29 protein-coding genes and 1 pseudogene are annotated in these 26,219 nt (G+C 53.1%); 12 read left to right on the top strand and 18 right to left on the bottom strand.

Annotation, left to right across the window (positions count from 1 at the left end):
* Positions 1–6 precede the first annotated feature (6 nt).
* From VGA14_RS08905 to VGA14_RS08890, 4 genes and pseudogenes are all read right to left on the bottom strand, one after another.
* Positions 7–2,784 (bottom strand): DEAD/DEAH box helicase, encoded by a 2,778-nt coding sequence (locus VGA14_RS08905; protein ID WP_331003405.1) that lies wholly within the window; start codon positions 2,782–2,784, stop codon positions 7–9.
* Positions 2,708–2,872 (bottom strand): hypothetical protein, encoded by a 165-nt coding sequence (locus tag VGA14_RS08900; RefSeq protein ID WP_331003404.1) that lies wholly within the window; start codon positions 2,870–2,872, stop codon positions 2,708–2,710. The genes VGA14_RS08905 and VGA14_RS08900 overlap by 77 nt, the downstream gene beginning before the upstream one ends.
* 279 nt (positions 2,873–3,151) lie before the next feature.
* Positions 3,152–4,129: a tyrosine-type recombinase/integrase gene (locus VGA14_RS08895; RefSeq protein ID WP_331003403.1), complete on the bottom strand. Its 978-nt coding sequence runs from the start codon at positions 4,127–4,129 to the stop codon at positions 3,152–3,154.
* A 322-nt stretch (positions 4,130–4,451) separates the two neighbouring features.
* Positions 4,452–4,862 (bottom strand): annotated as a pseudogene (locus tag VGA14_RS08890) (IS5 family transposase); the annotation flags it as partial.
* A 222-nt stretch (positions 4,863–5,084) separates the two neighbouring features.
* Here VGA14_RS08890 and VGA14_RS08885 point away from each other — a divergent pair.
* Positions 5,085–7,313 (top strand): hypothetical protein, encoded by a 2,229-nt coding sequence (locus VGA14_RS08885; RefSeq protein WP_331003402.1) that lies wholly within the window; start codon positions 5,085–5,087, stop codon positions 7,311–7,313.
* A gap of 20 nt (positions 7,314–7,333) precedes the next feature.
* Here the strand turns inward: VGA14_RS08885 and VGA14_RS08880 are convergent, their stop codons facing one another.
* The 10 genes from VGA14_RS08880 to VGA14_RS08835 all read right to left on the bottom strand — a co-directional run bounded on the left by VGA14_RS08880 (position 7,334) and on the right by VGA14_RS08835 (position 16,145).
* Entirely contained in the window at positions 7,334–7,684 is a 351-nt protein-coding gene (locus tag VGA14_RS08880) for a hypothetical protein (protein ID WP_331003401.1), read from the bottom strand.
* A gap of 115 nt (positions 7,685–7,799) precedes the next feature.
* On the bottom strand, positions 7,800–8,030 hold the full coding sequence (locus tag VGA14_RS08875) for a hypothetical protein (RefSeq protein WP_331003400.1): 231 nt from the start codon (positions 8,028–8,030) through the stop codon (positions 7,800–7,802).
* A gap of 3 nt (positions 8,031–8,033) precedes the next feature.
* Complete coding sequence (locus VGA14_RS08870; RefSeq protein ID WP_331003399.1) at positions 8,034–8,645, bottom strand: hypothetical protein; 612 nt, start codon at positions 8,643–8,645, stop codon at positions 8,034–8,036.
* Positions 8,646–9,510: 865 nt separating this feature from the next.
* Complete coding sequence (locus VGA14_RS08865) at positions 9,511–10,545, bottom strand: aldo/keto reductase (RefSeq protein ID WP_349257162.1); 1,035 nt, start codon at positions 10,543–10,545, stop codon at positions 9,511–9,513.
* A gap of 88 nt (positions 10,546–10,633) precedes the next feature.
* Positions 10,634–11,098, bottom strand: a complete 465-nt coding sequence (locus VGA14_RS08860; RefSeq protein WP_331003397.1) for a hypothetical protein — start codon at positions 11,096–11,098, stop codon at positions 10,634–10,636.
* Positions 11,095–12,141, bottom strand: a complete 1,047-nt coding sequence (locus tag VGA14_RS08855) for a tyrosine--tRNA ligase (protein WP_331003396.1) — start codon at positions 12,139–12,141, stop codon at positions 11,095–11,097. Before VGA14_RS08855 ends, VGA14_RS08860 begins: the two co-directional genes overlap by 4 nt.
* Before the next feature lie 24 nt (positions 12,142–12,165).
* Positions 12,166–12,879 carry a SprT family zinc-dependent metalloprotease gene (locus tag VGA14_RS08850; RefSeq protein ID WP_331003395.1) on the bottom strand — a complete coding sequence of 238 codons (714 nt, stop codon included), beginning with the start codon at positions 12,877–12,879 and terminating at the stop codon, positions 12,166–12,168.
* Positions 12,880–12,889: 10 nt separating this feature from the next.
* On the bottom strand, positions 12,890–13,996 hold the full coding sequence (locus tag VGA14_RS08845; RefSeq protein WP_331003394.1) for a hypothetical protein: 1,107 nt from the start codon (positions 13,994–13,996) through the stop codon (positions 12,890–12,892).
* Positions 13,997–15,919, bottom strand: a complete 1,923-nt coding sequence (locus VGA14_RS08840) for a DNA topoisomerase VI subunit B (RefSeq protein WP_331003393.1) — start codon at positions 15,917–15,919, stop codon at positions 13,997–13,999. It abuts the gene before it with no gap.
* Positions 15,920–15,986: 67 nt separating this feature from the next.
* Complete coding sequence (locus tag VGA14_RS08835) at positions 15,987–16,145, bottom strand: hypothetical protein (RefSeq protein WP_331003392.1); 159 nt, start codon at positions 16,143–16,145, stop codon at positions 15,987–15,989.
* A gap of 74 nt (positions 16,146–16,219) precedes the next feature.
* Here VGA14_RS08835 and VGA14_RS08830 point away from each other — a divergent pair, with 74 nt between their 5' ends.
* A complete protein-coding gene (locus VGA14_RS08830; RefSeq protein ID WP_331003391.1) occupies positions 16,220–16,522 on the top strand; it encodes a SemiSWEET transporter in 303 nt (100 codons plus the stop codon).
* Here the strand turns inward: VGA14_RS08830 and VGA14_RS08825 are convergent.
* A complete protein-coding gene (locus VGA14_RS08825; RefSeq protein ID WP_331003390.1) occupies positions 16,504–16,707 on the bottom strand; it encodes a hypothetical protein in 204 nt (67 codons plus the stop codon). The two genes, VGA14_RS08830 and VGA14_RS08825, sit on opposite strands and share 19 nt — an antisense overlap.
* A gap of 52 nt (positions 16,708–16,759) precedes the next feature.
* Between VGA14_RS08825 and VGA14_RS08820 the strand changes: the two genes are divergently transcribed.
* The 4 genes from VGA14_RS08820 to VGA14_RS08805 all read left to right on the top strand — a co-directional run bounded on the left by VGA14_RS08820 (position 16,760) and on the right by VGA14_RS08805 (position 20,288).
* A complete protein-coding gene (locus VGA14_RS08820) occupies positions 16,760–16,957 on the top strand; it encodes a hypothetical protein (protein ID WP_331003389.1) in 198 nt (65 codons plus the stop codon).
* Between the two features lie 35 nt (positions 16,958–16,992).
* Entirely contained in the window at positions 16,993–18,135 is a 1,143-nt protein-coding gene (locus tag VGA14_RS08815; RefSeq protein WP_331003388.1) for a hypothetical protein, read from the top strand.
* Between the two features lie 127 nt (positions 18,136–18,262).
* Entirely contained in the window at positions 18,263–19,945 is a 1,683-nt protein-coding gene (locus VGA14_RS08810) for a radical SAM protein (RefSeq protein WP_331003387.1), read from the top strand.
* Positions 19,946–19,982: 37 nt separating this feature from the next.
* Positions 19,983–20,288: a hypothetical protein gene (locus VGA14_RS08805; RefSeq protein ID WP_331003386.1), complete on the top strand. Its 306-nt coding sequence runs from the start codon at positions 19,983–19,985 to the stop codon at positions 20,286–20,288.
* On the opposite strand, the gene VGA14_RS08800 is transcribed toward VGA14_RS08805, so the two are convergent.
* The gene (locus VGA14_RS08800) at positions 20,285–20,905 is read right to left on the bottom strand and encodes an HD domain-containing protein (RefSeq protein WP_331003385.1); all 621 of its coding nucleotides are present in this window, start codon (positions 20,903–20,905) and stop codon (positions 20,285–20,287) included. The genes VGA14_RS08805 and VGA14_RS08800 overlap by 4 nt on opposite strands.
* A gap of 81 nt (positions 20,906–20,986) precedes the next feature.
* On the bottom strand, positions 20,987–21,526 hold the full coding sequence (locus VGA14_RS08795) for a methane monooxygenase/ammonia monooxygenase subunit B (RefSeq protein WP_331003384.1): 540 nt from the start codon (positions 21,524–21,526) through the stop codon (positions 20,987–20,989).
* A 135-nt stretch (positions 21,527–21,661) separates the two neighbouring features.
* On the opposite strand from VGA14_RS08795, the gene radA reads away from it, so the two are divergent.
* From radA to VGA14_RS08765, 6 genes are all read left to right on the top strand, one after another.
* Entirely contained in the window at positions 21,662–22,642 is a 981-nt protein-coding gene (gene radA / locus VGA14_RS08790; protein ID WP_331003383.1) for a DNA repair and recombination protein RadA, read from the top strand.
* Positions 22,643–22,707: 65 nt separating this feature from the next.
* The gene (locus VGA14_RS08785) at positions 22,708–23,007 is read left to right on the top strand and encodes a hypothetical protein (RefSeq protein ID WP_331003382.1); all 300 of its coding nucleotides are present in this window, start codon (positions 22,708–22,710) and stop codon (positions 23,005–23,007) included.
* Complete coding sequence (locus tag VGA14_RS08780; protein WP_331003381.1) at positions 23,004–23,336, top strand: RNA polymerase Rpb4; 333 nt, start codon at positions 23,004–23,006, stop codon at positions 23,334–23,336. The genes VGA14_RS08785 and VGA14_RS08780 overlap by 4 nt, the downstream gene beginning before the upstream one ends.
* 57 nt (positions 23,337–23,393) lie before the next feature.
* On the top strand, positions 23,394–23,981 hold the full coding sequence (locus VGA14_RS08775; RefSeq protein WP_349257161.1) for a DUF655 domain-containing protein: 588 nt from the start codon (positions 23,394–23,396) through the stop codon (positions 23,979–23,981).
* A complete protein-coding gene (locus VGA14_RS08770) occupies positions 23,982–24,683 on the top strand; it encodes an rRNA adenine dimethyltransferase family protein (protein WP_331003379.1) in 702 nt (233 codons plus the stop codon).
* Positions 24,683–25,198, top strand: a complete 516-nt coding sequence (locus VGA14_RS08765; protein ID WP_331003378.1) for a HemK2/MTQ2 family protein methyltransferase — start codon at positions 24,683–24,685, stop codon at positions 25,196–25,198. The genes VGA14_RS08770 and VGA14_RS08765 overlap by 1 nt, the downstream gene beginning before the upstream one ends.
* Here VGA14_RS08765 and VGA14_RS08760 read toward each other — a convergent pair.
* Positions 25,188–26,207 (bottom strand): isocitrate/isopropylmalate dehydrogenase family protein, encoded by a 1,020-nt coding sequence (locus tag VGA14_RS08760; RefSeq protein WP_331003377.1) that lies wholly within the window; start codon positions 26,205–26,207, stop codon positions 25,188–25,190. The genes VGA14_RS08765 and VGA14_RS08760 overlap by 11 nt on opposite strands.
* Positions 26,208–26,219: the final 12 nt, after the last annotated feature.

Here is a 26,219-nt window from a genome sequence, read left to right as displayed (position 1 = left end):
GCAATCCTAGTCGTTCCAAAAGCCCCGCGTAATGACGTACTGCCTCTCGGCCTCGTAAATGCTGCGGTACAACTGCTCGTCGTCGATGTAGTTGCGCAGTATCCTCGCTGCCGTGTCAGCGCCGACGCCGTGGCCTGCCAGGACTATCACAGCTTTCCTTCCAAAGTTGTTGACAAGTGACGCCACTTTCCACGCGCGCTCAAACCGGTGGTTCTCTTCGTCGCTCAGCTTGCCGCCGGCAAGCCTGCGCTGTATCACTTTTGACAGGTCGTAGTCTGACCAGAACGTCGCCGTTATCAATTTTGACCTGCACGACGGGCATGTTATGACCTCTGGCACCTCTCTGGTTTCCATGACACGCTCCCACTTGCCGCACCTTATGCAGACAAGCCTGTGCTTGGTCTTCTCAAGCCTCTCTTTTACAAGTTCGATGACTCCCTTTTCTATGCTCTGGGGCGCCGCCGCGGATTTTGCGGAATGCTCCATGATGGGCTTTGCAAGGTCGGAGAATTTCTCCACTTCAAGCCAGTGGAGCTTTATCGTGCCGTCCTTTATCCTTGTAAGCACTTTTGCTGCCTGGGCCATGTCGTACTTGTCGTGCGCAAGCTCGCGGATAGACTCTGAACTGACGGGCGTCTTGGCGTACCTGTCGTATATCATGCGCGCTATCTTCTTGTCGTATACAGCCTCCCTTGCTATCATGCCAAACCTCTTGGCCACCATCCACACCCTCCAGTTTATCTGGTGCGTGCCTGCAAGCGAGGCTATTATCACCGGCTCGAGGTCGTAGACATCGTTCAACGCTGCTTCGATCCTACCCCTTGACATCCTCGCGCTTGAGGTGAGCATTATCCTGTAGGCATCGGCCCTGGACTCGACCATGTAGCCGAGCTGCGACGAAAGTATCGTCGACAGAAGGGATGCAAGCGTGTTATTCACCTTGGAGCCGAACGCGACGTGCACGACTAGCATATTCCTTGCCAACACACTTTCTACCACGATGTTTTTCGCGTCCGGTATGACGCCAAGAGCGATTTTCGTATCGTCCATTATGGTTGTTGATAATGTGACGTGGCCTTTTGCGGCCCGGTCGCGGATTATGCCGACTTGCTCTGCAGTCTTGAAATCTACCGGTATCATTTCGCCCACCCAGTAGGGGATGTTGATTGCCGCGCCGCGCAATGGCTCGACATTTACCACCATCCTGCGCTCGTCGACTGCAAGGACGCGCCACTGCGAGCCCTTGAGAACAAAGACGTTGCCCCGCTCGCCATAGTCGCCGACAAACTGCTGGTCAAGCGTCCCTATCCTGCGCTTGCTTATCGAGTCGACGACTTCGAACTTTAGCACGTGCGGTATCATCGAAAGATTCTCGAAATAATACTTGTAAGCCTTTATCTTGCGGCTATACGTCCTTGCGTCCCTGTCATATCTTATCACGTTGTGCCCCGCAAGGATGTCCAGGCAGCTTTCGACGTCAAACAGCGTCACGTTGCGGAACGGGTGCGCCCGGGTGACAAGTTCATACGCCCTGTCGACGCTGACAGGGTCGCGGGTCTGCATCGCAAGCCCTACCAGGTGGTGCGCCATAGCATCGAGCGCGCCTTCGTGCATCTTTTGCTCTTCAATCGACCCGTGCTTCATGCGGTTGATTATGGCAAGCGCCTCAATCTCGTCGTCGGGGTTGTTTGTCACTATCAGCCCCTTGGCAAACTCGCGCTGTTTGTGGCGGCTCCGGCCTATCCTCTGCATCAGTTTCGAGACCTGCCTTGGCGAGCCGTAGTGGATGACAAGGTCGACTGCGCCGATGTCAAGTCCCAGCTCTAGCGAGCTGGTGCACACGACTATGCCTGCCTCGCCTGCACGCAATGTATGTTCTGTTTCTTCGCGCATCTCCTTTGACAGCGAGCCGTGGTGGATGTCGACTTTGATCTCCGACTGGTCGTTCAGCACGGTTCCAAGGTACTCAGCCTCGTCGCGTGTGTTCGTGAACAGGAGCACCGAGCCTTCCACCTTGCTTTTCTTGATGTACTCGACCACGAAGTGCGCCACGTTGTTCAGCGACCCCTTGACGTATTTCACCTCAATGTCGTAGCCCCTGGCGGCAGTGTCTACAAGCACGGCATGCCGCCTGCCCGCACCCGCCACAAACTTTGCGGCCTCTTCCAAGTTGCCGACGGTTGCGGAGAGCCCTATCCTTGTCAGCTCGTGGCCTGAAACTGCCTGCAGCCTCTCCAGGCTTATCGACAGGTGCGACCCGCGCTCTGACGGCACAAGCTCGTGCACTTCGTCGACGATGACGTAGCGCAATCCCTTGAGCGCGGCAAGCATCTTGTCGTTTGTAAGCACCACTCCAAGCGACTCGGGCGTGGTTATCAGCACGTCGGGCGGGTTGTCAACTATTCTCTTCCTTGCTGCGACAGTCGTGTCGCCGTGGCGTATCTCGACCCTCAGCCCTTCAGACTCTGCGTACCTCACAATCCTTCTGAGCACATCGTTGTTAAGCGCGCGAAGCGGCGTGATGTAAATCGCGCGTATGCCGTTTCTGCCCTCCTGCGCAAGCGCCGTGAAAACGGGCATTACTGCCGCCTCTGTCTTTCCAGAGCCGGTGGGCGCTACTAACAGGCAGTTGACCTTCCTTGCAATTACTGGGAGGGCCTTTTTCTGTATCGTAGTTAGCCTGGCAAAACCTTCCCGGGCAAACTTTTCATTTACCAGCCAGTCCAGAGCCTCGCTTGTCTTCTGCAGACTGGGGCTGCTTGGCTCTTGAGCTTGTCTTTTCATAAACCATTACTGCAAACAGGCCGGCCACGAACAAACCGACTGCGACGTAAACATACGAGTCAAAGTTTGCAATCGCCTCGCCTACCATGCAAGCGTAATTTGCCCTGCGTCAATAAATACGTTTAATGCGCATAATACAAAATCATTGCATCTAAAAATCGACATATGTCGAGATTCATGCGTGCTTTCGTACCAGACTTGGTAGACTAATGCTGAATAATAAGTTTCAACTGCATTGTTGCATGATTAGCCAAGATTCCGTTTTCCATATTCAGAATAAGCAACGTCGATCTCACACCCGGCGAAATCTGGATTTCCGGATTTGAGCCGGGCTAGTCGAAATGACCAAGCACGATCTTACAGACAATTAGGACGTATTCGTGCCCGTAGTGTCTCGCTGGAATTTTATTACAAGACTCGGCTCAACTTTCAAGAACAGTTCTAACTTCTGAACATCGTCCTTTCTGTCATACATATCAAGATACGGTGTGTGACCCACCATTGCATGCGCTATGTCTGTATCATGCACTCGTCTCGCTCTTGTGAAGAAATACGATCTGAACGAATGAAGCGTAATATGATGACGATTTGCGGATGAGTACTTGTCCCTCAGCCCTGCACTGTCTCGACATCTTGTAAATGCCTCGATCTCAGTCATCGAAGCATGATAGGGATTTTCGTTGGTGGCAAAAACAAGATCATCTGATTGAAGCGAATCTAGATACGGAATAAGAGATTTTGATGCTTCCTTGCTAACGAATGTCGTGTGCGCGGCCTTGGTCTTGGTGTTTTGGGCGGGAATGTCTATCTTGATTCTTTTCGAAAAGTCTAGATCAAAGTCCTTCTTCCGTAAAGACACAGATTCTCGAATGCGCATACCGCTCCCAATCAAGACGAGATAGAGCATCCTGCGTTTTGGGGTGGAACAGGAAAAGAGTCTGTGAATCTCATCTAGTGTTAGGGGATGCAGTTTTTCCTTGATTTCTTTTGGTCTATTGACATTCCGCCGCAAATCTGCCGGAAAAGCCCTAATTCCATGAAAGTTGAAGTAGTGATTTACTATCTTGAAGTGATTGTTTACTGTCTTATGTGATAAATTGCGTTTCAAGAGCCAGTTTACATAACCTTGCAATACTCCGAAATATGCATCATCCCTATGCTCTATGGGAATAGATTTAAGTTCAGTGACGATTTTATCCGAAGTTCTTCCCTCGTAAAAAAATGCGCAAAATTCTTCAAATCGATTCAATGCAGACTGATAACTCGCTCTTGAAGAAGCCGCGTACGACAGCAATGATTCAAGATATGTCTTTCTTGTCTTGTTTCTTAGAAGAAATGACTGCAACAGCGCTTTTGACTAACTAATCATAAAACGATTCATGTTGGTACTTACAGCGTATTAGGCTTTCTAAGTTCCGCCTGCGAATTCGATCTTGCTAACATTTGTTGGAAAAACGACTATCAATTTGCCAACTTTCGAGTATCTCTCCATTTGATTGACTAATGTCGAACCGCTTTTCTCCTTCTCTACAATTTCGACAAGTACTATGTCTCGCCTGTCTATTGGATATAGCCTACGCAATTCGTCTCTTGGCGGATCGCGCTTATTCGTAAGTAACCGCTTAAGTAGATTCTCATATGTCTTTGAACTTAGCGCGAATAAGAGCCTATCCCAAAATTAACCTCCTGTAAACAATGATGCAGCAGGCCAACTGCACCAGCCCCAGGTAGTTCTCCGATTTCTTCTCGTACCTGACAAGCAATTTTCTAAACCTGTTATGCCAGGAATTGGTCCGCTCTACGACCCACCGCCTCCTTTTGTATCGCCGCTTCTTTCTCTTCTCACCTCTGTGGCGGATGTGCGGCAGGTACCTTCTTTTGACAACCTCCCGGGCTATCTCTGGAAAGTCGTACCCCTTGTCAAGGCACAGGTTCTGCCTCCTGTACTTCCTTGGACGTGGCCTCTTCACTACAATGCTGTCCAGCGTTTCCACAGCTGCTTTCATGTCATGTGTGTTGGCAGCCGTGATAACGGCGGACAATGGAACTCCTTTCTGGTCGGTCAGTACATGCCTCTTGGTACCTGACTTTGTAGGTACATTCTATCAACGTCTGCGATCTTATGCGCATAGCGATAGAATGTACGTTTGAAATGTCTAATGAACGCAGAATATCGTCTTTAGACTGACCTTGATACAGTAGCTGACGAATCTGTGTCAGCAATGAACCATTCGTTTTGCATTCTAGGCTGCGAAAATCGGATCTTAGCTTTATAAGCAATTCATGGACCGTGAGGGTTTATGCACAAAGCCAAGATCACCAGCGGGACCCTGCTGGCAGCTATTCTTGTCTTCTCTATAGCATCGATAGCCATGGCCGCCAGGCCAGCGTTTGCTCAGGGCGAGACTAGGGGTCAATCCTGGAGCTCGATAAACACCGCAGTAGGGGACGCTGAAAAGACTTTTGAAACGGACGCAGCGGGGGCGCTTGCAAAGGTTGACCAGGCACAGGTAAAATACGAAAGCGTATTTCGAAGCGTCGCGTTTGAAGTAGACCAGGCAACAGGCGAGGCAATAGACCAGGCCTTTGTCGACATTCGCGCTGCTATCAACAGCAATACCAAGATAGACGTGGTCTTGAACAAGCAGGTAATCGACAAGCTCATCTACAAAATAGCTTTCATGAAGATAGAAAAGAGCCTAGACGAGGCGACCTCGGAGGTTCTCAGGCAGTCAAAGGTGCAGGAAGCCGGCCAGTGGTTCACAGTCATGACTGTCAAGTTCGGCTACACCCAAAACCCATCAGCTTCTTCGCAGGCGATGGCGGGACTCCAGGCCAACCCGAGCAGGGTGCAGGAGCTGACGCCGGTCATACTCGACAGCCTGAAAGCGCAGTTCCTCATAAAGGTAAGGGAGGAAGTCATAGAGGCTGTCGGCGCGCTTGAAAAGAGCCCAGCGGACACGCTGAACGCGCAAAAGTTCAGCCAGGAAGGAACCATGTACTACCGCACGCTCCAGCCAGATGTCGCGGCAAAGATTGGTACCGAGTACGAGGCCGACCTGTCCCACGAGCTTGAGGAGCTGATGGAAGCGTCAGCCGCAGGTGACCTTGCAAACGCGAACGAAGTGGCGGCAGAGATAAGCGCGCTTCTTGACGCTTACGAGGGCAAAGAGTCGACGGGCATAGCCGGTGCGCTCAACACGATGAAGGACATGCTAACGCTTGTCGACATCGAGTACACCGACGCCGTGGCAAACGGACAGATAGTGGACCAGACAGAGTATGATGAAACAATCCTGTTCCTGCAGAGAGCGACTGACACCTTTAAAGCGGCCAAAGCCGCGCTGATGGAAGTCGGCTCGGGCGCGGCGGGCGAATTGGAAGAAGATCTTGCAACAATTGCGACATTGGTGCAAAACAAGGCCGATCCTGCAGAAGTGAGGACAGTTGTCCAACACGCGTTCGTTGAAATCGAGGCAATACGCGCCGTGGCGGGAGGCAGCGCCGACTTCGCTACAAATATCGAGTTCATACGCGGGCACCTTGAAATGGCGGTCGCAAACAAGAACGCCGGCAACATAGAGCTTGCACTCGCACACGCAGGCCATCCTGTTGAAGAAGTGTATTCGCTCATCACGGTGCAGCTGACAAGCGCCGACTTGGAGCTTGATGCAGAGCTCGAAAGCGCGATGACAACGCTTGCAAACCAGATAGACACCATGTCGGCATCGCAAGTAGAAAGTACGGTGGAAGACATCAACGTACTTCTGGATGACGCGATTGTTGCAGTCGTCGGAGGCGAGGTCAGCGACCCCGTGTTCGCCGCGATGGTGATGGTGCTCCTGCTCCAGACGGCCGGGGTGGAGTACAGCGAGGCTGTTGAGAAAGGGCAGATAATCGAGATGATAGAGTACCAGGACGCAAGCGCGTTCATACACCGAGCAGAGGCGATGTTTGAAGGAGTCAAGGACGACATGACCGCGCACGAGGCCGAAGAGGTGACAGAGTTCTTTGAAGAACTGAACTCGGCCGTTTCTTCAAACGCGGAGCCGTCGCAAATAAACATCCAGCTTGGCGGCATTATACACGAGCTCGACGAAGTGTTTGCCCTTGAAGTAGAAGGTGCTGGAGAACTCGACGGCTGGGGCTACATAGACCACATTCACGAACTCCTTGACGAAGCCTTGGAAGAGTACCGGGCAGGCAACGGTCCGGAGGCCAGAGCACTTGCGATAGAGGCCTACCTTGACAACTATGAGTTCATCGAGGCCGACATCGCGGAGGAGGACAGGCCGCTCATGGAGAAGATAGAGATAGACATGAGAGTCGAACTAGTCCAGATGATCGACCAGGACAGGCCCGTATCAGAAGTTGAGGCACATGTTGAGCAGATAAAGACCGATCTGGAGACCGCAAGAGCTGTCGTGACGCCCGAGTTCCCGGTGGCAGCAATAGCGGCCGCGCTCGCGGTGGCCGGCACCGTCGCATACACCCGGGTCAGGACTTCAGCCTTTGGCCACAGGGACTAAGGTCCCCACTTTTTTTGAAACTACTTTACAGAAAGCGAAGCGCGCGAGTCATTTTTCTCAATATGAAGCAGAACTTGATCGCGGGAGAGGTTGAACTTCATCGACTTTATCCTGCTCCTGTAATAGACGACCTTCCTGCCCTTGCCGTCAAGCTCTATCCTTTCCACCGACAGCATGCCCGCCTCCTGGAGTTTCTTGATCTTTTTGTAGGTGGAGCTTAGCGGGAGGGAATTTTCTAAAGACAGCTGCGCGGCAGTCTTGGCGGCGTCTATCGTGGACATTATTATCCGGTGTGAGACGCCGTCGACAAGCTCCTGCAGAAGGGGCATCGCGACGTCGTGGTTGTTAAATGTGAGAGCGTTCATGGTCAATTAGGTAGGCCTAATTAGGTAGGCCTAATAGAACATATTTAAACAGTTTTGTCGGTTCTGTAACGTCAGCGTTTGATCCTATCATTGTAACAAGTCGTTTGATCAATCTTGGTGGTTATCCAAGTTTCGATACCAACCATCTAACCAGCCCAGAATCAATAACCACTTGCGCGAGATTATCAGCCAACATTACTTTGATATGACCTTCACGATTCCGAAGTGTTTTCAGGGATTCATCAGGGCTGTGAACAACATAAAAGAACTTGTCATAACCCTTCATAGCTTCAAATTCCTTGCAGTCTTCCTCATATGAGGCAAGGTCCGATTGTGATTTTACCTGTACCATAATTCATTCACCGGTTACAGGCGAAATCAAGTCCAAGTCGAAAGTCTTCTGAGTTTTGCCCACATCGCTTGTCCTATTGTATCCTGCCTCTCTGAAAATGAGATCAATTAGCGTTTCAAAATCTTGCCAGCGAAGCTTTGTGATTAGGGTAGCCACCCTACTTTCAAGCTCACGCATTGCTTCGACAGTCGCCTTTACCTCCTCTGGTTCCTTTCCGTTGATCTTGTTGATTACGTATTCTTTGATTTTCACATCGCAAATGGTGCCCCTAAATCCTTGGGTCTTGAGCAGATCACCCCGCAAGCTTTCTGTGACTAAAGGGGTCTTTTCATCAATTGTTGTATCATGCCATTTACCTATGACAGGCCGAATCTTTGATTTATCGCCGAGTTGAGTTATTTCCGGTTTTGAAAAGCACCACCACATTTCGTTACCATAGAATGTAATCCAAAGTACGCCTTCATCTGACTGGTAGAATTTCTTTATTTGATTTAAAAAGGATGTAGCTACAGATGGAGTTTTCTTGTTCTTTCCCTGTAGAAAGGTTCGATAGACGGAATCCCACTTCCCGTTTAAACAATCCTGATGATTCGCTTCCATAAACCCGAGCCGCAAGGTTCCCTCATCTTCAATACATTCCCTTTCCCATTCTCCTTTCCTCCCCAGTTTTATGTAGTGAATTGCGGAACATTTTATGGGCTCCAGACGGGGTCATATAGCGATGCAACCACACATTCTTAAGCCTTGCAGAGATAGATACTGTTCGATTAAGGGACATGACTAGGAGTGAAAGAGGATGCCCCTATGTCCTGAACAAGGCAACATAGAGGTCGATCCTTTCCACTGCCATAAAAGCATGATGTCATCGTTTTAATTGATTTGTCTGTAATGAGAGTAGACATAGGAAAGAAGCTCCTGAGCTAAAGCTGGCTGAATAGTGATTATCGAGTCCATACTAGAAGTGTACGGCATCGCGATTGCGGTCTTCTGTCTATTAGTATACTTAAAGTGGCGTCACTGGAAAGCTTTTGCTTCTGCAACATACAGTTTGTTCTTTATCGCAAATACAAATCCCAAGCTCATGAAGGTAATTTGGATAATATAGTTTGCACCGTGACAGCAGCCCTGCCATGCTGGAACGGAAATCCGGGAACAGGTTCCCGCGTACAGCCGGAGGAATCACGGTGCAGGATTCCTTGAGCAAGCGGTGATATAAGCTCTAGTTCAGAGCATTTGATCTGTTGCTATCGCATTTCCTAGTGGTCAAGCGTCCCACCGTGCAGCAAATAGGCGCACATGATGTTCCTGTCAAGAGACATGACCTTCGCCCAAAGGTCCGGCTTGGCTAACTCACAGAGAGATACCCTTTACTCGGTCTAATTCGATTTTGAATTGTACTTCTACTTTTTGAGATCTTGCTTTCAGTCTTTCTTTCATTTCTGGCTAACTAACTTCAAAATGATGTCGGGCCTTCAGGCGTCTAGCGGTACTCGTCACCGCAGTCCCCTATCAGCTGGTAAAGGTCGCGGGACCTGGAAGTGACTGTGCCTATCTTTTCCATGTCTGCGCTATCGAGCGAAAATCCAAACACGCGGGCGTTGTCCTGCCTGTGCTCCGACAGCCCAAGGCGAGCGCCTATTATCACGCCTGCAACCGACGGCCTGTCAAGCACATAGCGCGCAGCCACGTTTGCGACGCTGGCCTTGTGCTTGTCGGCTATGCCCTTGAGCGTTGCAAGCAGTTCCTGGAAAAGCTCCCAGCCGCCCCAGGCGTCCACCATCTTTTTGTACTTGCCAAGGCTCAGCGTGTCAAGCTCTGCGTCCCCCGGCTCAGGCCTGTTGAGGTACTTTTCTGACAGCAGCCCGCCGCATACAGTGCCGTACGCAAACAACACAACTCCATTCTTCTTACAAAATTCAGCCATCTTGACCGCCGGCCTCTGGTCGATTATTGAATACTGCACTTGGTTTGACGCTATCTTGATGCCCGCGTCTGCCATGTCATGCATATGGGCGGTGTCGAAGTTGGTGAGCCCGACGTTGCGTATCAATCCCTTATCGCGGAGTTCAGACAGATGGACAAGCGCGTCGAGCCACGCCGGGTTGTAATAGTCCCACCAGTGAAACTGTATCAGGTCAATGGAGTCGACGCCCATCCGGCGGCGCGAAAGCTCGACGCTGCGCTCCACAAACTGCCTGCTCATGCTCTTTGGCTCTGGGACGAACTTTGTAAACGCCTGCACCTTGGCGAGCTCGCCCTTGCCTTTTTGAGACGCAAGCAGCCGCCTAAAGTCGCCGATGAATTCTTCTGCCGGGCCGTAAATGTCTGCAAGGTCCCAGCTGGTAAAACCTGCCTCGTGATACTTTATCATCTCCTCGACCGCCTTTTTCGGGTCTATCCTGCCATGGCCGCCGGCCACCTGCCACATGCCGTTTACGATTCTGCACGCCGACAACCCACCAAACTCTGCCCTTTCCATGTCGATGGTAGCAACCAAGCGGTTTATTTCTGTAATTATCGGCAAAAAGCGAACCTGCGGCGATAAGCTACCTGGAGTTTGTTGAATTCGTAAGTTCATCAAGAAAGCAAATAAGTCCGCAAGGCTAGTGTCTGAACAGCTTTACCAGCTTGGCCATCAGGTTTATCGCAACGAAAAACACAGCCCACGCGACCACCGAGCTTGCCATCGACGCTTCGTATGCTTCTGCGCCTAATTGCAGGAATTGGTAGTGCAGGCCAAACCTGGTGACCGCAAATATCGCCTCTGCCACGGAAAAACTCGCAAGCAGCTTTTTGATGTCGTCGCCAATCTTTTTTGAGTTCCTTTTGCCGTTCTCATCGACATACTTGCCCCTGTTGTCTAGGTAGAACAGGAGAGCAAACACAGGTATGTAGACGCCGTACTCGGTCGCAAGGGCTACCGCAGAATTCCCAAGGTCTCCCGTGCTTTCGTAGGATGCCTGCGCGACATAGGTGCTTGTCAGGAACGCGGCGAAGCCGGCTATGATGATGTTCCTGTTGAACTTGGCGGCGTCACTGTATTTTTTGAGAAAGTCGGGGCTGCTCAAGCCAGCTTGGGCTCTCTGCCCTTGAAATGTTTGTAGACTGGCTCGATTATCCTGTTGACGTACGTCGCAGCCGCGCTCTTTAGGTCCATCGGGTGGATTTTTTTTGCGACAAAGTCCCGCTCGACTTCGGCGTAGCTTGCGTACGTCATGTTACCGCCGTATTTGGTGGGTCGCTCTATCACAAACTCGGAAAACTCATGGAAGACAACGTGGCGCACAAGCTCCAGCACGGGGTTGCCTTCTTTGATGCCTACCGGGCAGAACGCCTTTGAAACCTTGTCGCGGATTGCCTTCTCGTCGTCGTGTATCCGTATGCCGCTAGCAGGCTTGGTCTTGCTCATCTTGCTTGATATCTTGGCGTCCTCGTCGGCGTTCTCGTCAAGGCCCAGCTTGACCGGCTCTGCGAGCCCGGGCAGCAAATGATGGTGGACGCACACCGGCGGCTTCCAGCCCATCTTGGGAAACACCTCTCGTACAAGCATGTGGATCTTGCGCTGGTCCATCCCCGAGTGCACGATGTCAAGGTCCAGCGCCTTGATGTCTACGGACTGCATCGGCGGATACAGCAACTGCCCGAGGTCCATGCCTTCCGTCTCCTTCCTCCCCATTATCGTGAGCGAGCGCACAGTCCTTGCAAGAGTCATGTGCTTGGCAAAGCGCACGAAATTCTCCCAGTATTCCGGCGTTTTCTTGTACAAGTCACTGCCCGTGACAATGTTGACGCCGGGGCAAAAGAACTGGAACGCGTCGGCGTAGTACCGCGATATCTCGCGGATCTTGTCCCAGTCGCCTCCGAGCTTATCGTTGATGTAGGTGTGCCAGTCAGCCAGGAACACGGTGCAGTCGATTCTTGCCTTGATAAAGTCGTTAATCTTAAACCCTGTCAGGATGAGGCTGCCAAGATGCAGGGCGCCGGATATCTCCAGGCCGATGTAATGGCGCGGGCGCGACTTGGTCTTGAAAAGCCCTTCAAGCTCGCCACGCGTGATGACCTCCTCGGTCGGGTCGCGCAGCACGAGGTCGAGGCGTTCCTGTACATCCATCCACAAAAGGGCGGTGCCGACTGTCTATAAACTTTCTATCCCTATCGCCGGCGAGCGGTCCTCAAGCCACGCCCTGTGCTCCCTGTATCCGGGGTCGCGATCCTGCACCACCTTCCAGAACCTCGTGGAGTGGTTCAATTCGACCGTGTGCGCAAGCTCGTGCACGATGACATAGTCGATGACTTCGACGGGCGCAGCGGCCAGGAACAGGTTAAAGTTCAAGTTGCGCTTTTTGGAGCAGCTAGCCCACCTCGACCTTTGCTTCTTTATCGAGACTTTGTTGTATGCAAGGCCGGTTCTTGCGCTTACTTGCGGCAGACGCTCGGAGATTATCCGCGCGGTCTGAACTTTATACCACTGCTCGATTTCCTTCTTGTAGCTGCGCCTGTCAGTCACGTGGAACGTTATGGTCTTTATCGCGTCAGAGACAACGGCCGACGGACACCTGTCTTTTATGATGTGATAGTGGTATTTGCCGCCAAGGTAGTAGACGGCGCCGTCTTCGTGGCCAGAGCGCTCTTTAATTTTGTTGTAGTGCTGCGCCATCTTGGTTATCCAGCCGCGCTTACTTTCCACAAATTCGTGCAGCTTTTCCGCGCTGCAAGTGGCTGGAATCACCGCCTCTACGCCCCTGATGCTCGCCACAAGCCGCATCTGCCTAGCGCGCCTGCTTGCCCTCACGGAAATCAAGAGCGAGTTGTCGATCAAGAGCGACTGGAGAGAATCTCGAGAGCTCAAAGAAGATTGCCTAGATGACGCCTGCCTCGCGTAGTTTTCTTGGCAAATAGACTTCTGCCAGGTACTTGAAGCCGTGCTTGAAGAACGCGTCCAGCTCACACTTTTCCTTTTTCTGCAAGAACAGGTTAAGCTCCTTCTGCCATTGCTTGTCCTGGAACCACGGCTTTTTCTTCATGTCCGACGCCCTGTTTATGTCCTCGTCGGTGGCTGCAAGTCTTGCGACTTCGGGTATGTTGTACTCGTAAATATCTGAAAACATCATGCCAAGCACCTTTGCGTTTGGAGCGACCAATCTGTCACTATCATAGGATAGCGATTCGCTTCCTATTTTGTAGCGCAACGCAATACCGAGGCCCCACGGGTCTGCGTCGGCAAACACCACAACGGGCATCTTCCACTCCTCGTTGAGGGTCTTGACCATCATCCTCGTTGCACGGTCGGGCTCGCCTGAACCAGTCAGCAGGATCGCGTTGTATTTCTGGATAAATCCTGACTTGCGTATGTTGTTCAGCACCGTGTCCTTTTCCACCACCATGACAAAGTCCGCCTTAACCTTGACTATCTCCACGTCGCGGATGTTCGTCGGTATCAGCTGCGAAGTCGCCCTGCTCCCCAAGTTGCAGTCGATGATGTCGCCACCGACCCTGAGCGTTATCGGTCCTGAAATCATGCCTTTTGGCTTTGACGTTACCGAAAACTCTTCCCTGGGAACGCCAGTCAAAAGTTCAATCGCCTTGATGGCGTCGTCAGAGTCCTCCTGACCGTTCCAGAATTTCTGCTTGTTCTTCTCGTCGCCGATGGTGCTCAGCGTGGCATAATACATACCCCTTATCGTGCTCTCCATCTCCTCGTCGAGCAGCTTGCGCACGGCGTTTGCCATCACAAGGTACTGGGCAAAAGTAGGGATCTTTTTCGTGCTGTCTGGGCTTATCTTGACCATCTTGTCGCCTATGGTGAGCATCCTCTTTTCTTCGGACCAGACGGTGTTGTCGTAGCCCACTTTTTGCAGTTCGAGCACCGGCATGGTCTTTTCAAGCAAGAGGTCGGCGCTCACGTCCTTCATTATCGTCTTTATTTTCTTGGTAACTTCCTGGTGGCGCTTGTCCTTTATGGGCATCTACTTTTTCCCCGCCTTTTTGGAAAACTCGGCAAGCGTGGTCTGGCCTTCCTTCTTGGACCTGGGCCTTGCGCGCTCGCCCTTTTTCCTGGCCGCGTTTATTGCTATCTGCGCCTTGTCGCGCTTTACCACCTCGCCGTCAATTTCCGCTTCAACGACCTCTTCCTCGAGACGCTCGCTGGTTATCTCGTCCTCGCGCTCCGGCTGCTGGTTTGTAATTTCGCCGGAAACGTGCTTTTCGGCAAGCTCAGTGAACGCGTGTTCTAGCTTTTTGGCATCGACCGTTATCGACTCGGATATGGCCTCGACTATGAGCGGGATGTAAAACTTGTAAAGCGACAGCCGGTTCTGGGCATTCTTCATCTTCAGCTCCTTGCGTATCTGCGCGCTCACCTTGCGATATAAATCCGACAAACATGCTTTCATGTACCGCTTCAAGTCGCCCTCGGAAGCGATGCTCTCCTTGCCTGCGGTCTTGTACGGTATCTTTGTCGAGCAGATGTGGAAAAAGATGTGCAACGGCAGCAGTTCGACAGCCCTGTCAGACTTTGCATCAGGGTTTGCAAACTGCTCCTTGACCTCCTTCTTGGATATGCCCATCTTGTTTATCTCGACTTCCGAGACGACTTCTTTCGCAACATCAGATCCCTCGTCGTAAAGGAGCGGGATCTTGTTTGCAAACCTGTACATCTTGAACGAGCCGATGTCGCCGCCGTACGCTATGCCGCATTCTACGACGGTGGGCCGGTTGTTGATGACGCAAGTTCTTGATGAATAGGCGGTGAGCGACGGCTTTAGTATCTTTACCGAAAGCTGTGGCTGCTGGTTGGCCTCGTCTTTGCCGGTGATTATGGCGTATTCAGAAGTCATGCCGGCGGTGAGAATCTCCTCGCCAATGGGGCTCAGGTGGTCCGTGTTTGGCATGTGGAACTTGGTCTGCTTGCAGATGTTGACTATTTTTATGAGCTCGTGCTCGTCGTACTGGTCGGCAGGCCTGTTCTCGAGACTTGCTTCGGCAACTATCTGCTTGGCTTTCTCGCTTGACAGCTTCTGGAACGATCCTGCAAGCACGCCCTGCAACGTTGTTTTCTGGTTCATGAAGTTCATGATGGCCTTTTTGAGCGTCTTCAAGTCCATGTCGGCCGGGTGCGGCAGCACTTCTTTCGCAGGTTCTGGCATCCTCTCCGTCCTGCGCTCAAACGCCACCTTGCCCTCGTCCGTCTGGAACTCGAAATGGGCGTACGGGTTGACGACGGACGTCTGGCTGATGTAGTCGTATATCCTGCTCTTTGTTATGGGCGAGAGCCTCGCCCTGAGTATGGCTTCAACCCGAAAACCGGACTCGCCGGGAACAGCCGATTCTGAGCCCTTTAGCTGTTTTCTGGCAAGAACTATCGGCCTGTTCGTGCTGATGTCTGTTCGCAGCTCAAAATAATATTCCGAATCTTCCTCCGCGGACTTGCTCCACACCTTAAGCGGGTGGTCCGTGTCCTTTGTGGAAAACGCGGCTATCATCTTCAGGCCGACGCCGAAAAGCCCGCGCTGCTGCTTTTCCACGTACTTGCCCGACGTTAGAAACGAGCACACCGCTACCGGCACCTTGTCCGCCGGTATTCCGATACCGTTGTCCTGGCACGTGACAGCCCACATCTCGTTAGCGGGATCGACATTCTTTAGCGACAGCGATACCCTAGGCAGGATGTGGCTGCTCTCGCACGAGTCAAGCGCGTTTTCGATAAGCTCGCGCACTGCCATGTATAGGATGCGCTCGCCGGTAAACCCTGCAAGTGCCGAGTTGTCTACGAAGAACTCGGACTCGGCCTTCTTGTCATATTTCACCCTGCCCCTGTGCACGGCCCGGGTCTGTGAAGCCGGTACGTCGGCTGGCCTGGCCGCTACCTCAGCGGTAACCTTTTGCGTCAAACGTTGAGAAGTGGCGCCGTAACTCAATTTAACTTTTTACGGAATTTTTGTTGACTTGGTACTAAAATCAATCGAATTGTGAGCCGTACGGCGTGCCGTGGGTCTTTAATTCCTGCAGCTTGAAGCCCGGGCATTCCAGCAGTATCCTCTTCTTGCCCTTTTGTACCACGATATAGTCAGAGCCGGATCCCACAACCGCGCCGTCGACAAGGTCTTTAAGCTGCATGCCGTTATTTGGTTCCGGCCATTATTAAACTGGCGGAGCAGACGTTTAATAGCTGGGCCGGCAAAAGTGCCCTCATGTCGTCGTCGCAGCTACTGATGCAGATAATATTCGACGGCATTTTCGTGACAGTGGTAGGCTCGCTTGCAGCGGCGCTTACCACCGGCAGCTTTGTGCCTCAGCTTGTCAAGGCCTACCGCACCAAGAGGATGCACGACGTCTCGCAATACCTCATGGCGCTCTTTGCCTCCGGCACGATGCTGTGGCTTGCCTACGGCGTTTTCAGAGGAGACTGGGTGATAATCGGGGCAAACGTGACAGGCACCGCGCTCAACCTCGCGCTCCTGTATTTGAAACACCGCTACAGGCGCTCGTCGTAGCTCTGATTGAACGGATTTGTCCGCTCGGCCTGGTTGACAAGGGCAACCGTGTTGCGCACGAGCTGATACATGCTGTCGTGGCACGGGCAGGCGCAGACCCGTGTCACTTGCGACGAATCAACTTCTTCCTTGAACCACCCCTTGCACGTGCCGTGGTTGTTCTCGACGCAGTCGGCCGACTTCATCTAGGAAAATATGCGCAAATGCATTTAAAAATCCTACCGGCGCATAATGGGCATGGCAAAGAAAAAGGAAGTCAAGATTGCCGGCAGCGCCTCCGCGTCTATGGGCGACAGGTCTATCTCGATAAGCGAGGACGGCTCCCTTGTTGTGACTAACGAGTACGGCAACTCGGCAAGCTACGAAATAGGCGTGCATAGCTTTGACGCCCTCTGGTCGCAGCTGTGGCAGTTCGTGAAGGACGGCCAGCACTAGCCATATATCTTGGCGCAAGGAAAAACCTGTAACCCGTGCTCGTAGACACCTTCAAGGCATCCCTCGACCCATCGCTTTTCAAGCTCTACCGCAAGTATCTCTACTCCCGGCACAAGGCCACTGCAGAGTTGTCGCAGGCCGAAGTGATACATGAAGTCGCAAAGGAGCACCTTGCAAGAATGGCTGACAAGTTCCGCAAAAACGAGTCCTACTTTGACCCCGGCCCGCAGCTTGAAGTCAGGGTTGCAGGGCACATGCTGAAGAGCCCCGTCGGCATGGCGGCAGGCTTTGACAAGGACTGCGAGATGCTTGAGGCTACCTCGTACGTGTTTGGCTACCTCAATCCCGGAAGCGTGCTCAAAGACCCACGGGCTGGCAACGCCCAGCGCCGGCTTGCGGTCGACGACGAGCGGGAGGCCCTGATAAACGCGCAAGGTTACCCGCACAAGGGGCTCGACAACACCGTCAGGAACCTGCGCAAATTCGCGAAAGAGCCAAGGGGGCGCGCAAAGATACTGCTGAACTTTTCCGGCATTACTGAAACATACACGGAAGACGCCGTCCTGGACACGTGCAAGAAAATAATCAAGCAGACCGCGCCGCACGTCGATTTCGGGTTTGAGGACAACCGGACCTCGCCCAACACCGACTTCAACAAAACCCTGCAGACGCCCGAGTTTACAAAAAAGATGATCGACCTCATGAATTCGCACGTGCCAAAAGGCCTGGTAAAGGCGTCCAAGGTCGCGCCATACAGTTCGCTGCCTCCAACCGACGACGAGCGCAAGGCGCGCCTAAAGTCGATAAAGGTATTCTACGAAAACGGGGGCCAGGCAATAGTCCTTGGCAATACCCGGCCGGTCGACACCGGCAAGAGCCGGCTCACGAAGGACTTTGCTAGGCCGGTCGCCGGCGAAAGTGGCAGGCCGTTGCTTCCATACATGCTCCGGATGGTCGAGGACGTCCACAGGGAATTCCCGGACCTTACCATAATAGCGTGTGGCGGGATATGGGGTGGCGAGGACGCGTGGCAAGCGCTCCAAAAGGGGGCCACTCTTGTCCAGCTCTACTCGGCACTGACGTTTCGGGGTTTTGGCGTTGTAAGGGAGATACATGACACCCTTAAGAAGAGGCTGGAAGGCGGAACGCTCCAGGGCTTTCTCGAGGAACGCAGGTGAAATCTCAAAACACACCCTGATATTATTGGAAAACTTTTAATTTATCTTCATTATATTTGCCTTTAAATAGGGATTTAGGGCATTGTCAAAGCACCCAAAGGTTGTTCTTACTGCCGACCGCACACTCATGTCTCCATACCGGGGGATATCACTTGCCTCGTTTTTTGGATGCGCTCCGGCGCTTGACATGAACAGGAGCCACGATACGTTACTGTACCGAGTGCTTGGCAACCAGGTAACTCCCAGAGTGCTTTTCGACTTTATCTGCAACCCGATTGAACAAACAAATGGCTACGCCAACTTTGCGCCTTACGGCCTGAGGAAGGTAGAAGCGGCGTTGCTCCGCGACGGCTATGCGCGCGAGGAGGTGGTCGTGGCACACCCGGACTATGTCGAGCAGTTCATCGGCCCCGAGACCCAGGTGGTAGGCACGTACGAAATGGACCCCCTTGGCATGGGCCCAGTAACCATGACGTTTACCTACGGCCGCAAGCAGCAGTCCTACGACGAGTTCTACAACGCAGACTTGCACCGCAGGATATCGGCCGCAAAGAAAAGGACCGGCAGCAAGGCCAAGGTTGTTGCGGGCGCTTCTGGAACGTGGCAATACAACTACGACCCTGCCAAGATTGAAGAGTATGACCTCTATGGAATCGTCGAGGGTGAGCTTGGCGGCATCGGCCCGGAAATAGACGGCGCCGCAGGACCGTTCTTTGATGCCCTGATAGGCGGCGAGTTTGACATGGCAAACCCGTTCAAGAAGAGCCAGTTCAAGGTAGAGATAAAGGAGTTTGTGAGGAGCGACAGGACTTATCACGGCAGGTTCATCCACTACTGGAACGAGCCGTCGGTCGACGAGATACCGAACATCGTCAACCCGAGCATGCACGGCATGATAGAAGTCATGCGCGGATGCGGCCGGGGCTGCAAGTTCTGCGACGTGACTCTCAGGCCGTTGCGCTACTATCCAGTTGAGAAGGTCCAGAAAGAGATAGAGATAAACATGAAGTACGGCGGGCTAAAGAACGCCTGGGTGCAAAGCGATGACATCTTTGTCTACGGCCTCAACCCGAGGACGACCAAGAACATGCAGCCAAACAGAGAAGCTATCGAGGAACTGTTCAATGGCATTATGGCCACTGGCATCGAGCACGCCAATCCGACGCACGGGACGCTCGCCGGCGCAATCGCGGACGAACGTCTGATCCCCAACGTTTCAAAGATAATCAAGTCCGGCCCGAACAACCACATCGGAATCCAGTGCGGCTTTGAGACCGGCAGCATCAGGCTGATAGGCAAGTACGCGGACCGCAAACTGTCGCCATACAAGCCGGAGGAATGGCACTGGGTGGTCAAGAACGGCGTCAAGGTCCTCAACGAGAACTACTGGGTGCCTGCCTTTACGCTCATCATGGGCCTTGACAACGACGAGACCCCTGAAGACAGCTGGGAGACGATACGGCTCATCCATGAGCTGGAGACGGAACAGCCGGACTCGAAATTCACGGTGACGCCTCTCACGTTCGTGCCGATTGGCCTGCTAGAAAAGTCAGACTTTTACGACATCGGCAACACGATGGACCCTGCCAAGCTCGGCGTGATGTACAAGACTTGGCAGCACAACTTCAAGCACGGCATACAAAAGTTCATGGGCCAGATTGGCCGGGACAACCCGATAAAGAACTGGTTCTTTACGGCGCTTGCCGGCTCGCTTGGCGGAGTCCCACTGACTGCGATGGAAAAGCACGCGCGCAGAAAGGGTCCAGAGCATGAGCGTGTGATTGACAAAATAAAGGCGAACTACTGGTAAGCTGCGTTTATAGATTGCAGATACGTAAAAGCCGGCCGTGCGCGACGAGTTTTTTGAAGTCGACAGGCTGATAGAAGAACACGCCAAGTTATATTCAACAGCGTGCGCGACTGCGTGGTTCAGGATTGAAAAGAAGAAGCCTGATTTGCACGAGTACCGCGCCAAAGTGGCCCAGTTCATGAGGCATTTTGAATACACTATCTCGATGTTCCCGGAAACCCCAGACGCAGAAACATTCAAAGAGCACGCCAGAAAGGCGCTGGAGGCCGAGATAGCAAAGGTGCTTGCCGGCGAGAACAATGACGTGGAAAAGCGCCACAAGTATTTCGTCGACTATTCCTAGATCTCTTTTGCAAGCTGCCTGATAAAGTCGCTCATGAACCGGGTTCGTTCCCTTGCAACCCTGCGTCCCGTCTTTGTGTGGAGCGTGTTTTGCAAATTCAGCAGTTTTGCCTGGAAATGGTCGAGCGTCCACACCGTGTCGTCGGGTTCCCTGCTTGACTTCCAGAACGGGTCTTCCGGGTTGTAGAACTTGCGGTTCTCCGAGCCCCCAACGCTGAACGTGCGCGCAATGCCTATCGCGCCCAAGGCGTCGAGCCTGTCTGCGTCCTGCAGTATCTTGGCCTCAAGCGTCACTGGCCTTATCCTCTTGGAGTAGCTGTGGGTGCGGATGCAGTAGCTGACCCTGTTGATGATTGCCTTTGGCCACCCGCGCTTTTGCAGTATCTTCTCGGCTATGTCTGCGCTGTCGTCAGCGGACTTGGACCTCTTTGCGCTCCCCTTGGGGTACACTACCAGGTCGTGCAGGAGCACTGACGCAAGGAGCACTCTCATGTCTGCGCCCTCCTCTTCGCCTATTTTCTGCGCGTTCTTGTAGACGCGCATGACATGCTCAAAATCGTGTCCTGGATCCCGCCCGTCGAGCATCTTTTCAACCTGGCGCTTCAGGTCGTCGAGCATCCTCACACCTAACGCCTGATGCGGTATTAAGCAGTTGCTATAATGTGGAAAATGAAAAGGAAAAAGGGGGAGCTTGCGCTCTTAGATAACTTGCCACGGTCTTGTCGCGAAGGTCACGCCGAGGCCTGAGCCGATGATAATGCATTGGTACACAATGTTACCATACGGGATTGGCTTCAGAATTCCATCACCTGTGACGACGACTGTCTGTCCCCTGCCGAGACCTGGACCAATGTGCTCAACGTTGAGCTGTGTGTGGACGTGGTACGTCGCTGGTTCAAGCGCCTTGACAGTTATGGCGTAGGGCACTGTTGCACCTGCCGGGATGTCGAATATGTTACCTGGTGGGTCTCTGGCCAAGAACTCCCATCTGTTGCCAGCGTTTTCAGACTCGCTAAACAGAGAAAGCCAGCCTCTAAGATCCCTGTTGACCAAGCTTTTCAGTTCGCCACTTACGGTGAGCTCTTCGCCTGTCTGGAGGGTGTTGTCCGAGAACTGCTCGTTGTCAATCCTCACGAACCTGCTCTGCAGCTGCGCCTGGACACCGTGCGCGTTGGCGACCGGTATGTAGGCGACGATTGCAGACAGCACCATGACCGTTGCAAGAGCCAGTACGATCAATGTCTTGCTTTGCATCATCCCTCTATCTTAGGCATAGCAGAATGAACAAAGATATATACTTTTTTGCCCCCGATTGCGCCTCTCTCGCACCTCCTAATACTAATTAGTCAGCAGGTCGTCTTTCGTCAGTAACCGATGTTAGAAGAAGAAAACTCGCCGCTTGCGCTTGGCGTCATAGAGGCCATCGGGCCGTCCACAGAAAAGCGCCTGAGGGCGGCGGGGTTTTGCTCCATAAAGGACCTGCTCGTGAGGGGGCCGGTCGACGTCGCGGAGGCGACCGGAATGGAGATAGACGCGTCTGTGGAAATATGCAACAAGGCCCGGCTCATGCTGGAAGAGCTTGGAGTCATCGACAAGAGCTTCGTCACGGCGGCCAGCCTCTACGAGAGGCGCAAAGTGGGCCAGCGGATATCAGCCGGCGCTAGGAACTTTGACGACCTGCTTGGCGGCGGGGTCGAGACGAGGGCCGTGACCGAAGTCTACGGCGAGTTTGGCACCGGCAAGACGCAATTATGCCATACACTGTGCGTCATGGTCTCGCAGGAAAAATTGCAAGGGGGCCTTTCCGGCAGGGCGCTTTACATAGATACCGAGAACACCTTCCGGCCCGAGCGCATCGTTTCAATCGCCCGGGCGCGGGGACTGGATCATGAAAAGGCGCTTGAAAACGTGATTGTAGCAAAGGCGTACAACAGCGCCCACCAGGAGCTGATAATCGAAGAGACGGGCCCTGTCATAGAGGAGCAGGGGGTAAAGCTTGTCATTGTCGATTCTGCCGTTGCCCACTACCGCGCCGAGTTTCTGGGTCGGGGCACGTTGTCGGAGCGCCAGCAGCGCCTCAACAAGTTCATGCACGTGCTTGTCAGGATGGCCGAGACGTACGAGGTGGCGGTGGTTGTGACGAACCAGATACAGTCATCGCCAGACGCGTATTTCGGCGACGCGGCAAGGCCCACCGGCGGCAACGTGGTGGCGCACACGAGCACCTACAGGATACACCTGAAGCGCTCGTCTGGCAAAAACAGGATAGCAAGGATGGTCGACAGCCCATATCACGCCGAACGGGAGATTCTGTTCACCCTTGCGGACAAGGGGATTTCCGATGTTGGAGACTAGAACAGACCAGACCAGACCAGACTAGACTAGACTTAAATTAAGGCTTGACCGCCAAAATAGCTAATATGCCAAGATCGCACGGCACCCGGAGAAAGTCCCGCTCAATCCTGACAAAGGACAACGTAGCCAGGGGCATATCGTACCTTCTTCACGATTACAAGGTTGGCGACAAGGTCATAATAGACATTGACCCGAGTGAACATACGACAACCCCACACAGGCGTTTCCATGGCAGGATAGGCGCGATAAGAGAAGTCCGCAAGCGCACCCTGAAGGTGTCTGTCATGTTTGGCGACAAGGAAAAGTTCCTCCAGACGCGGCTTAACCACGTAAAGCCAGTTTCAGCACCGGGGGCAAAAACATGACCGAGACTCTAAAGCGCGAGATAATTACCACCGCCCAGGTTAAGGACATACTCGGAGAAGTCAAGGCCGACGACATGGACCAGATCCAGCGCTGGACCTTTGACTACGTCACAAAATTTTCAAAGGCTGAAGGCAAAAAGGCGCACAAGATGGTCAAAAAGCTGGTTGAAGAGTGCGACCTGACACAAGAGGAAGCGGTCGAAGTCGTAAACGTCATGCCGACCACGCTTGAAGAACTCAGGGCGTTCACATTTGGATGGAAAAAGCTGATACTCACAGAAACACTCGAAAAGATTCTTGCCATCCTCAAGGCCGACAGCGAAGGCTAAATAGCCTGCACAACATTATAGGGCGGAGACAGATTGTCAGGAGCACCACCGCAAGATCTGGGTCACTCTCACTCGAAGGAAGGCGGCCACGACCACGGACAGAGAAAATACGAGGAGTACGCCTACGTGCTCGATTATACCCCCCGCGGAAAATCGACGACGGTCAGGGGAAGGGAAGGAGTGATCGTCCAGGCCATCGGCGAGGAGCGCCTGACGCTTCTGGAACTTTTAGGCGTGCAGAACTCTACCTTTGAAGTCGGAGAGCGCCTTTACATTGGCCGGGAGGGCCGGAACAAGGTCATGAGCGTGCTTGGCCGCATGGACTACCACGACATCACACAGTCCGCCAAGAACGAGCTTGCGGTCATCGTCGAAAAAGTGGTGGTGGCAAACGAAAAGCGCTTTGTGGATTATGTCAACATTTCACAGCCTATAACGCCGCGCATCCACGCGCTTGAGCTGATACCCGGGATCGGGAAAACGTACATGATGACGATAATCAAAGAGCGGGAAAAAAAGCCGTTTGAGAGCTTTTCCGACTTGCAGGCGAGGGTGGGCGTGAGGGAGCCGGCAAAGCTGATGGCAAAAAGGATAATCGAGGAGATAATGGGACAGGCCCGCATGAACCTTTTCGTGCGAAAGTAATTGCCGCGCAGCAGGACGCAAAAGCTTGGACAGCATTTCCTTGTTGACCAGTCGGTTTTGGAGAAAATAGTGCAAGCTTGCGTCCTTGGAAAGACCGAAACCGTCTGCGAGGCCGGAACCGGCACCGGCGTCCTTACAAAGGAGATGTGCAGTCGCGCAGGTCGCGTCGTGTCGTACGAGGTGGATGGACAACTTTTCAGGCAGGCAAAGTTGATGCAGATTGCAAACCTTGAACTTGTCAACAGGGACCTTTTCCGGGAGCACGACATAGAGTTTGACGTGTTCGTCTCAAACCTGCCGTATTCTAAAAGCCGCGACGCGTTCGAGTGGCTTGCTGCAAGAAAGTTTGACCGCGCCATAGTCATGGTGCAAAAAGAGTTTGCGGAAAAACTGTGCTCAAGGCCGGGCGACAAATACTATAGGGCAATAACCACAATTGCATCATACTGCTTTGCGATAGAGCCACTGTTTGACGTGGGCAGGGACGCGTTTGAGCCTAGGCCAAATGTCGAGTCGACAGTGCTAAAGATTACGCCTATTCGCCGGGTCACGGAACAGCATATAAAGAATGCAAACCTGCTCTTTTCGAAGAGGAACAAAAAGGCATCGACAGTCGCAGCAAAAATGGGCATCGACGCAGACTTTGGTCAGCGGCGCGTCTTCCAATTGGAGCCGGCGGAAATAATGGGGCTTGCCGGATAATGTACACGCCTGCCCCAGACACGTTTCTTCTTGCAGAATGCGCCTTCAAATACCGCGGCGCGTGGGCGCTTGAGATAGGCATAGGCTCGGGCGCCGTTGCAGAATCTCTTGCGGCCAATTTCAAAAACGTGGCAGGCACGGACATCGACCTTGCGTCGCTTGCGTACTGCAGGGGCAGGAACAAGAACCTGATGCTTGTCTGCTGCGACGCGGCTTCTGCATTTGGCAACGTCAAGTTCGACCTTGTCGTCGCAAACCCGCCCTACCTGCCAGACGACGATGAAAAAGACGCGAGCGTACACGGCGGGCCCACCGGCGTCGAAACCACCATTCGTTTCGTCAAATCGGCGCTCCCGCTCCTGTCAACGCGGGGCGCGATGCTCGTCATAGTTTCTTCAAGGGCAGACCAGTCCGCGCTGGACGCGTTTTTGACAGAGAAAAAACTAAAGAAAAAAGTAATTAAAGAAAAAAAGCTGTTTTTCGAGCGGCTGGCAGTCGTCGAGCTTACTTCTTGAGGAGCTTTGCAGCCCTTGCCGCTATCTGGTTGGCCATCTGCGAGAGCGACGCCTTGCCGCCCAGGTCGTAGGTGACGTACTTGCCCTCGTTTATGACGTCCTCTGTAGCGCCAAATATCGCCTTGCATATTGCCCGCTCGCCAAGGTAGTCGGCCATCCACGCGCCCGAAAGGATGGTCGCGACGGGGTTGACCCTGTCCTTGCCGGCGTATTTCGGGGCGCTTCCGTGCGCTGGCTCGAACATCGCGTAGTCGTCGCCGTAGTTGCCCGAGTACACGTTTCCTATCGAGCCCACGTTGCCCGACGCGCACTCGGAAATCACGTCCATGAACAGGTTGGTGCTCACAAGGACGTTCTTGTTAAAGCGCTCGGGGTTCTTGACCAGCTGCTGGGTCATGTTGTCAATGTAGTATTCCTCGTATTCAATGCCCTTGAACTGCTTGGCGGCGTTTTCAATGGAAGACCAGAATATTCCGTCAGTCTCCTTCAGAATGTTGCGCTTTGTTATAGCGACCACCTTCTTCCAGCCCGCGTCCTTTGCGACCTCGAACGCCTTTTTGGCGATGCGGTCGCAGCCTTTGCGCGTCGTCTTGCGGATGGCTATTGCAGAATCGTCAGAAGTCTTGAATTCGATGCCTGCATACAGCCCCTCAGTAGCCTCGCGGACGCAGATGAAATCAAGCTGCTTTTCAGCGTTCTTGTAGGTCTTTATCGGTCTGAGGTTGCAGTATAGCTGGAACTTTATTCTGATGCTGACTGCCACGCTGCGCGGCGCGTTTGGCACCGGGACTGTGGTGGTCGGGCCCTTGAAACACGCGTCGGAGTCTTCGAGCAGCTTCCACACCTCTGGGGAAATGTACGAGCTCCCGCCTCTCTTTTCCCACCATTCAGAGCCGGCGTCGCACTGCACGAGCTCTATCTTGGTGTTGCAGGCGTTCAGAACCTTGATCATCGCGTTGACAAGCTCAGGGCCGGTGCCGTCGCCCCTGATAATAGCAGCAGTTTTCAAATCTAATCAGAT

It is taken from the genome of Nitrososphaera sp. (assembly GCF_036397675.1).
Lineage (GTDB): Archaea > Thermoproteota > Nitrososphaeria > Nitrososphaerales > Nitrososphaeraceae > Nitrososphaera.
This window is presented reverse-complemented; position numbering and strand designations above follow the sequence as displayed.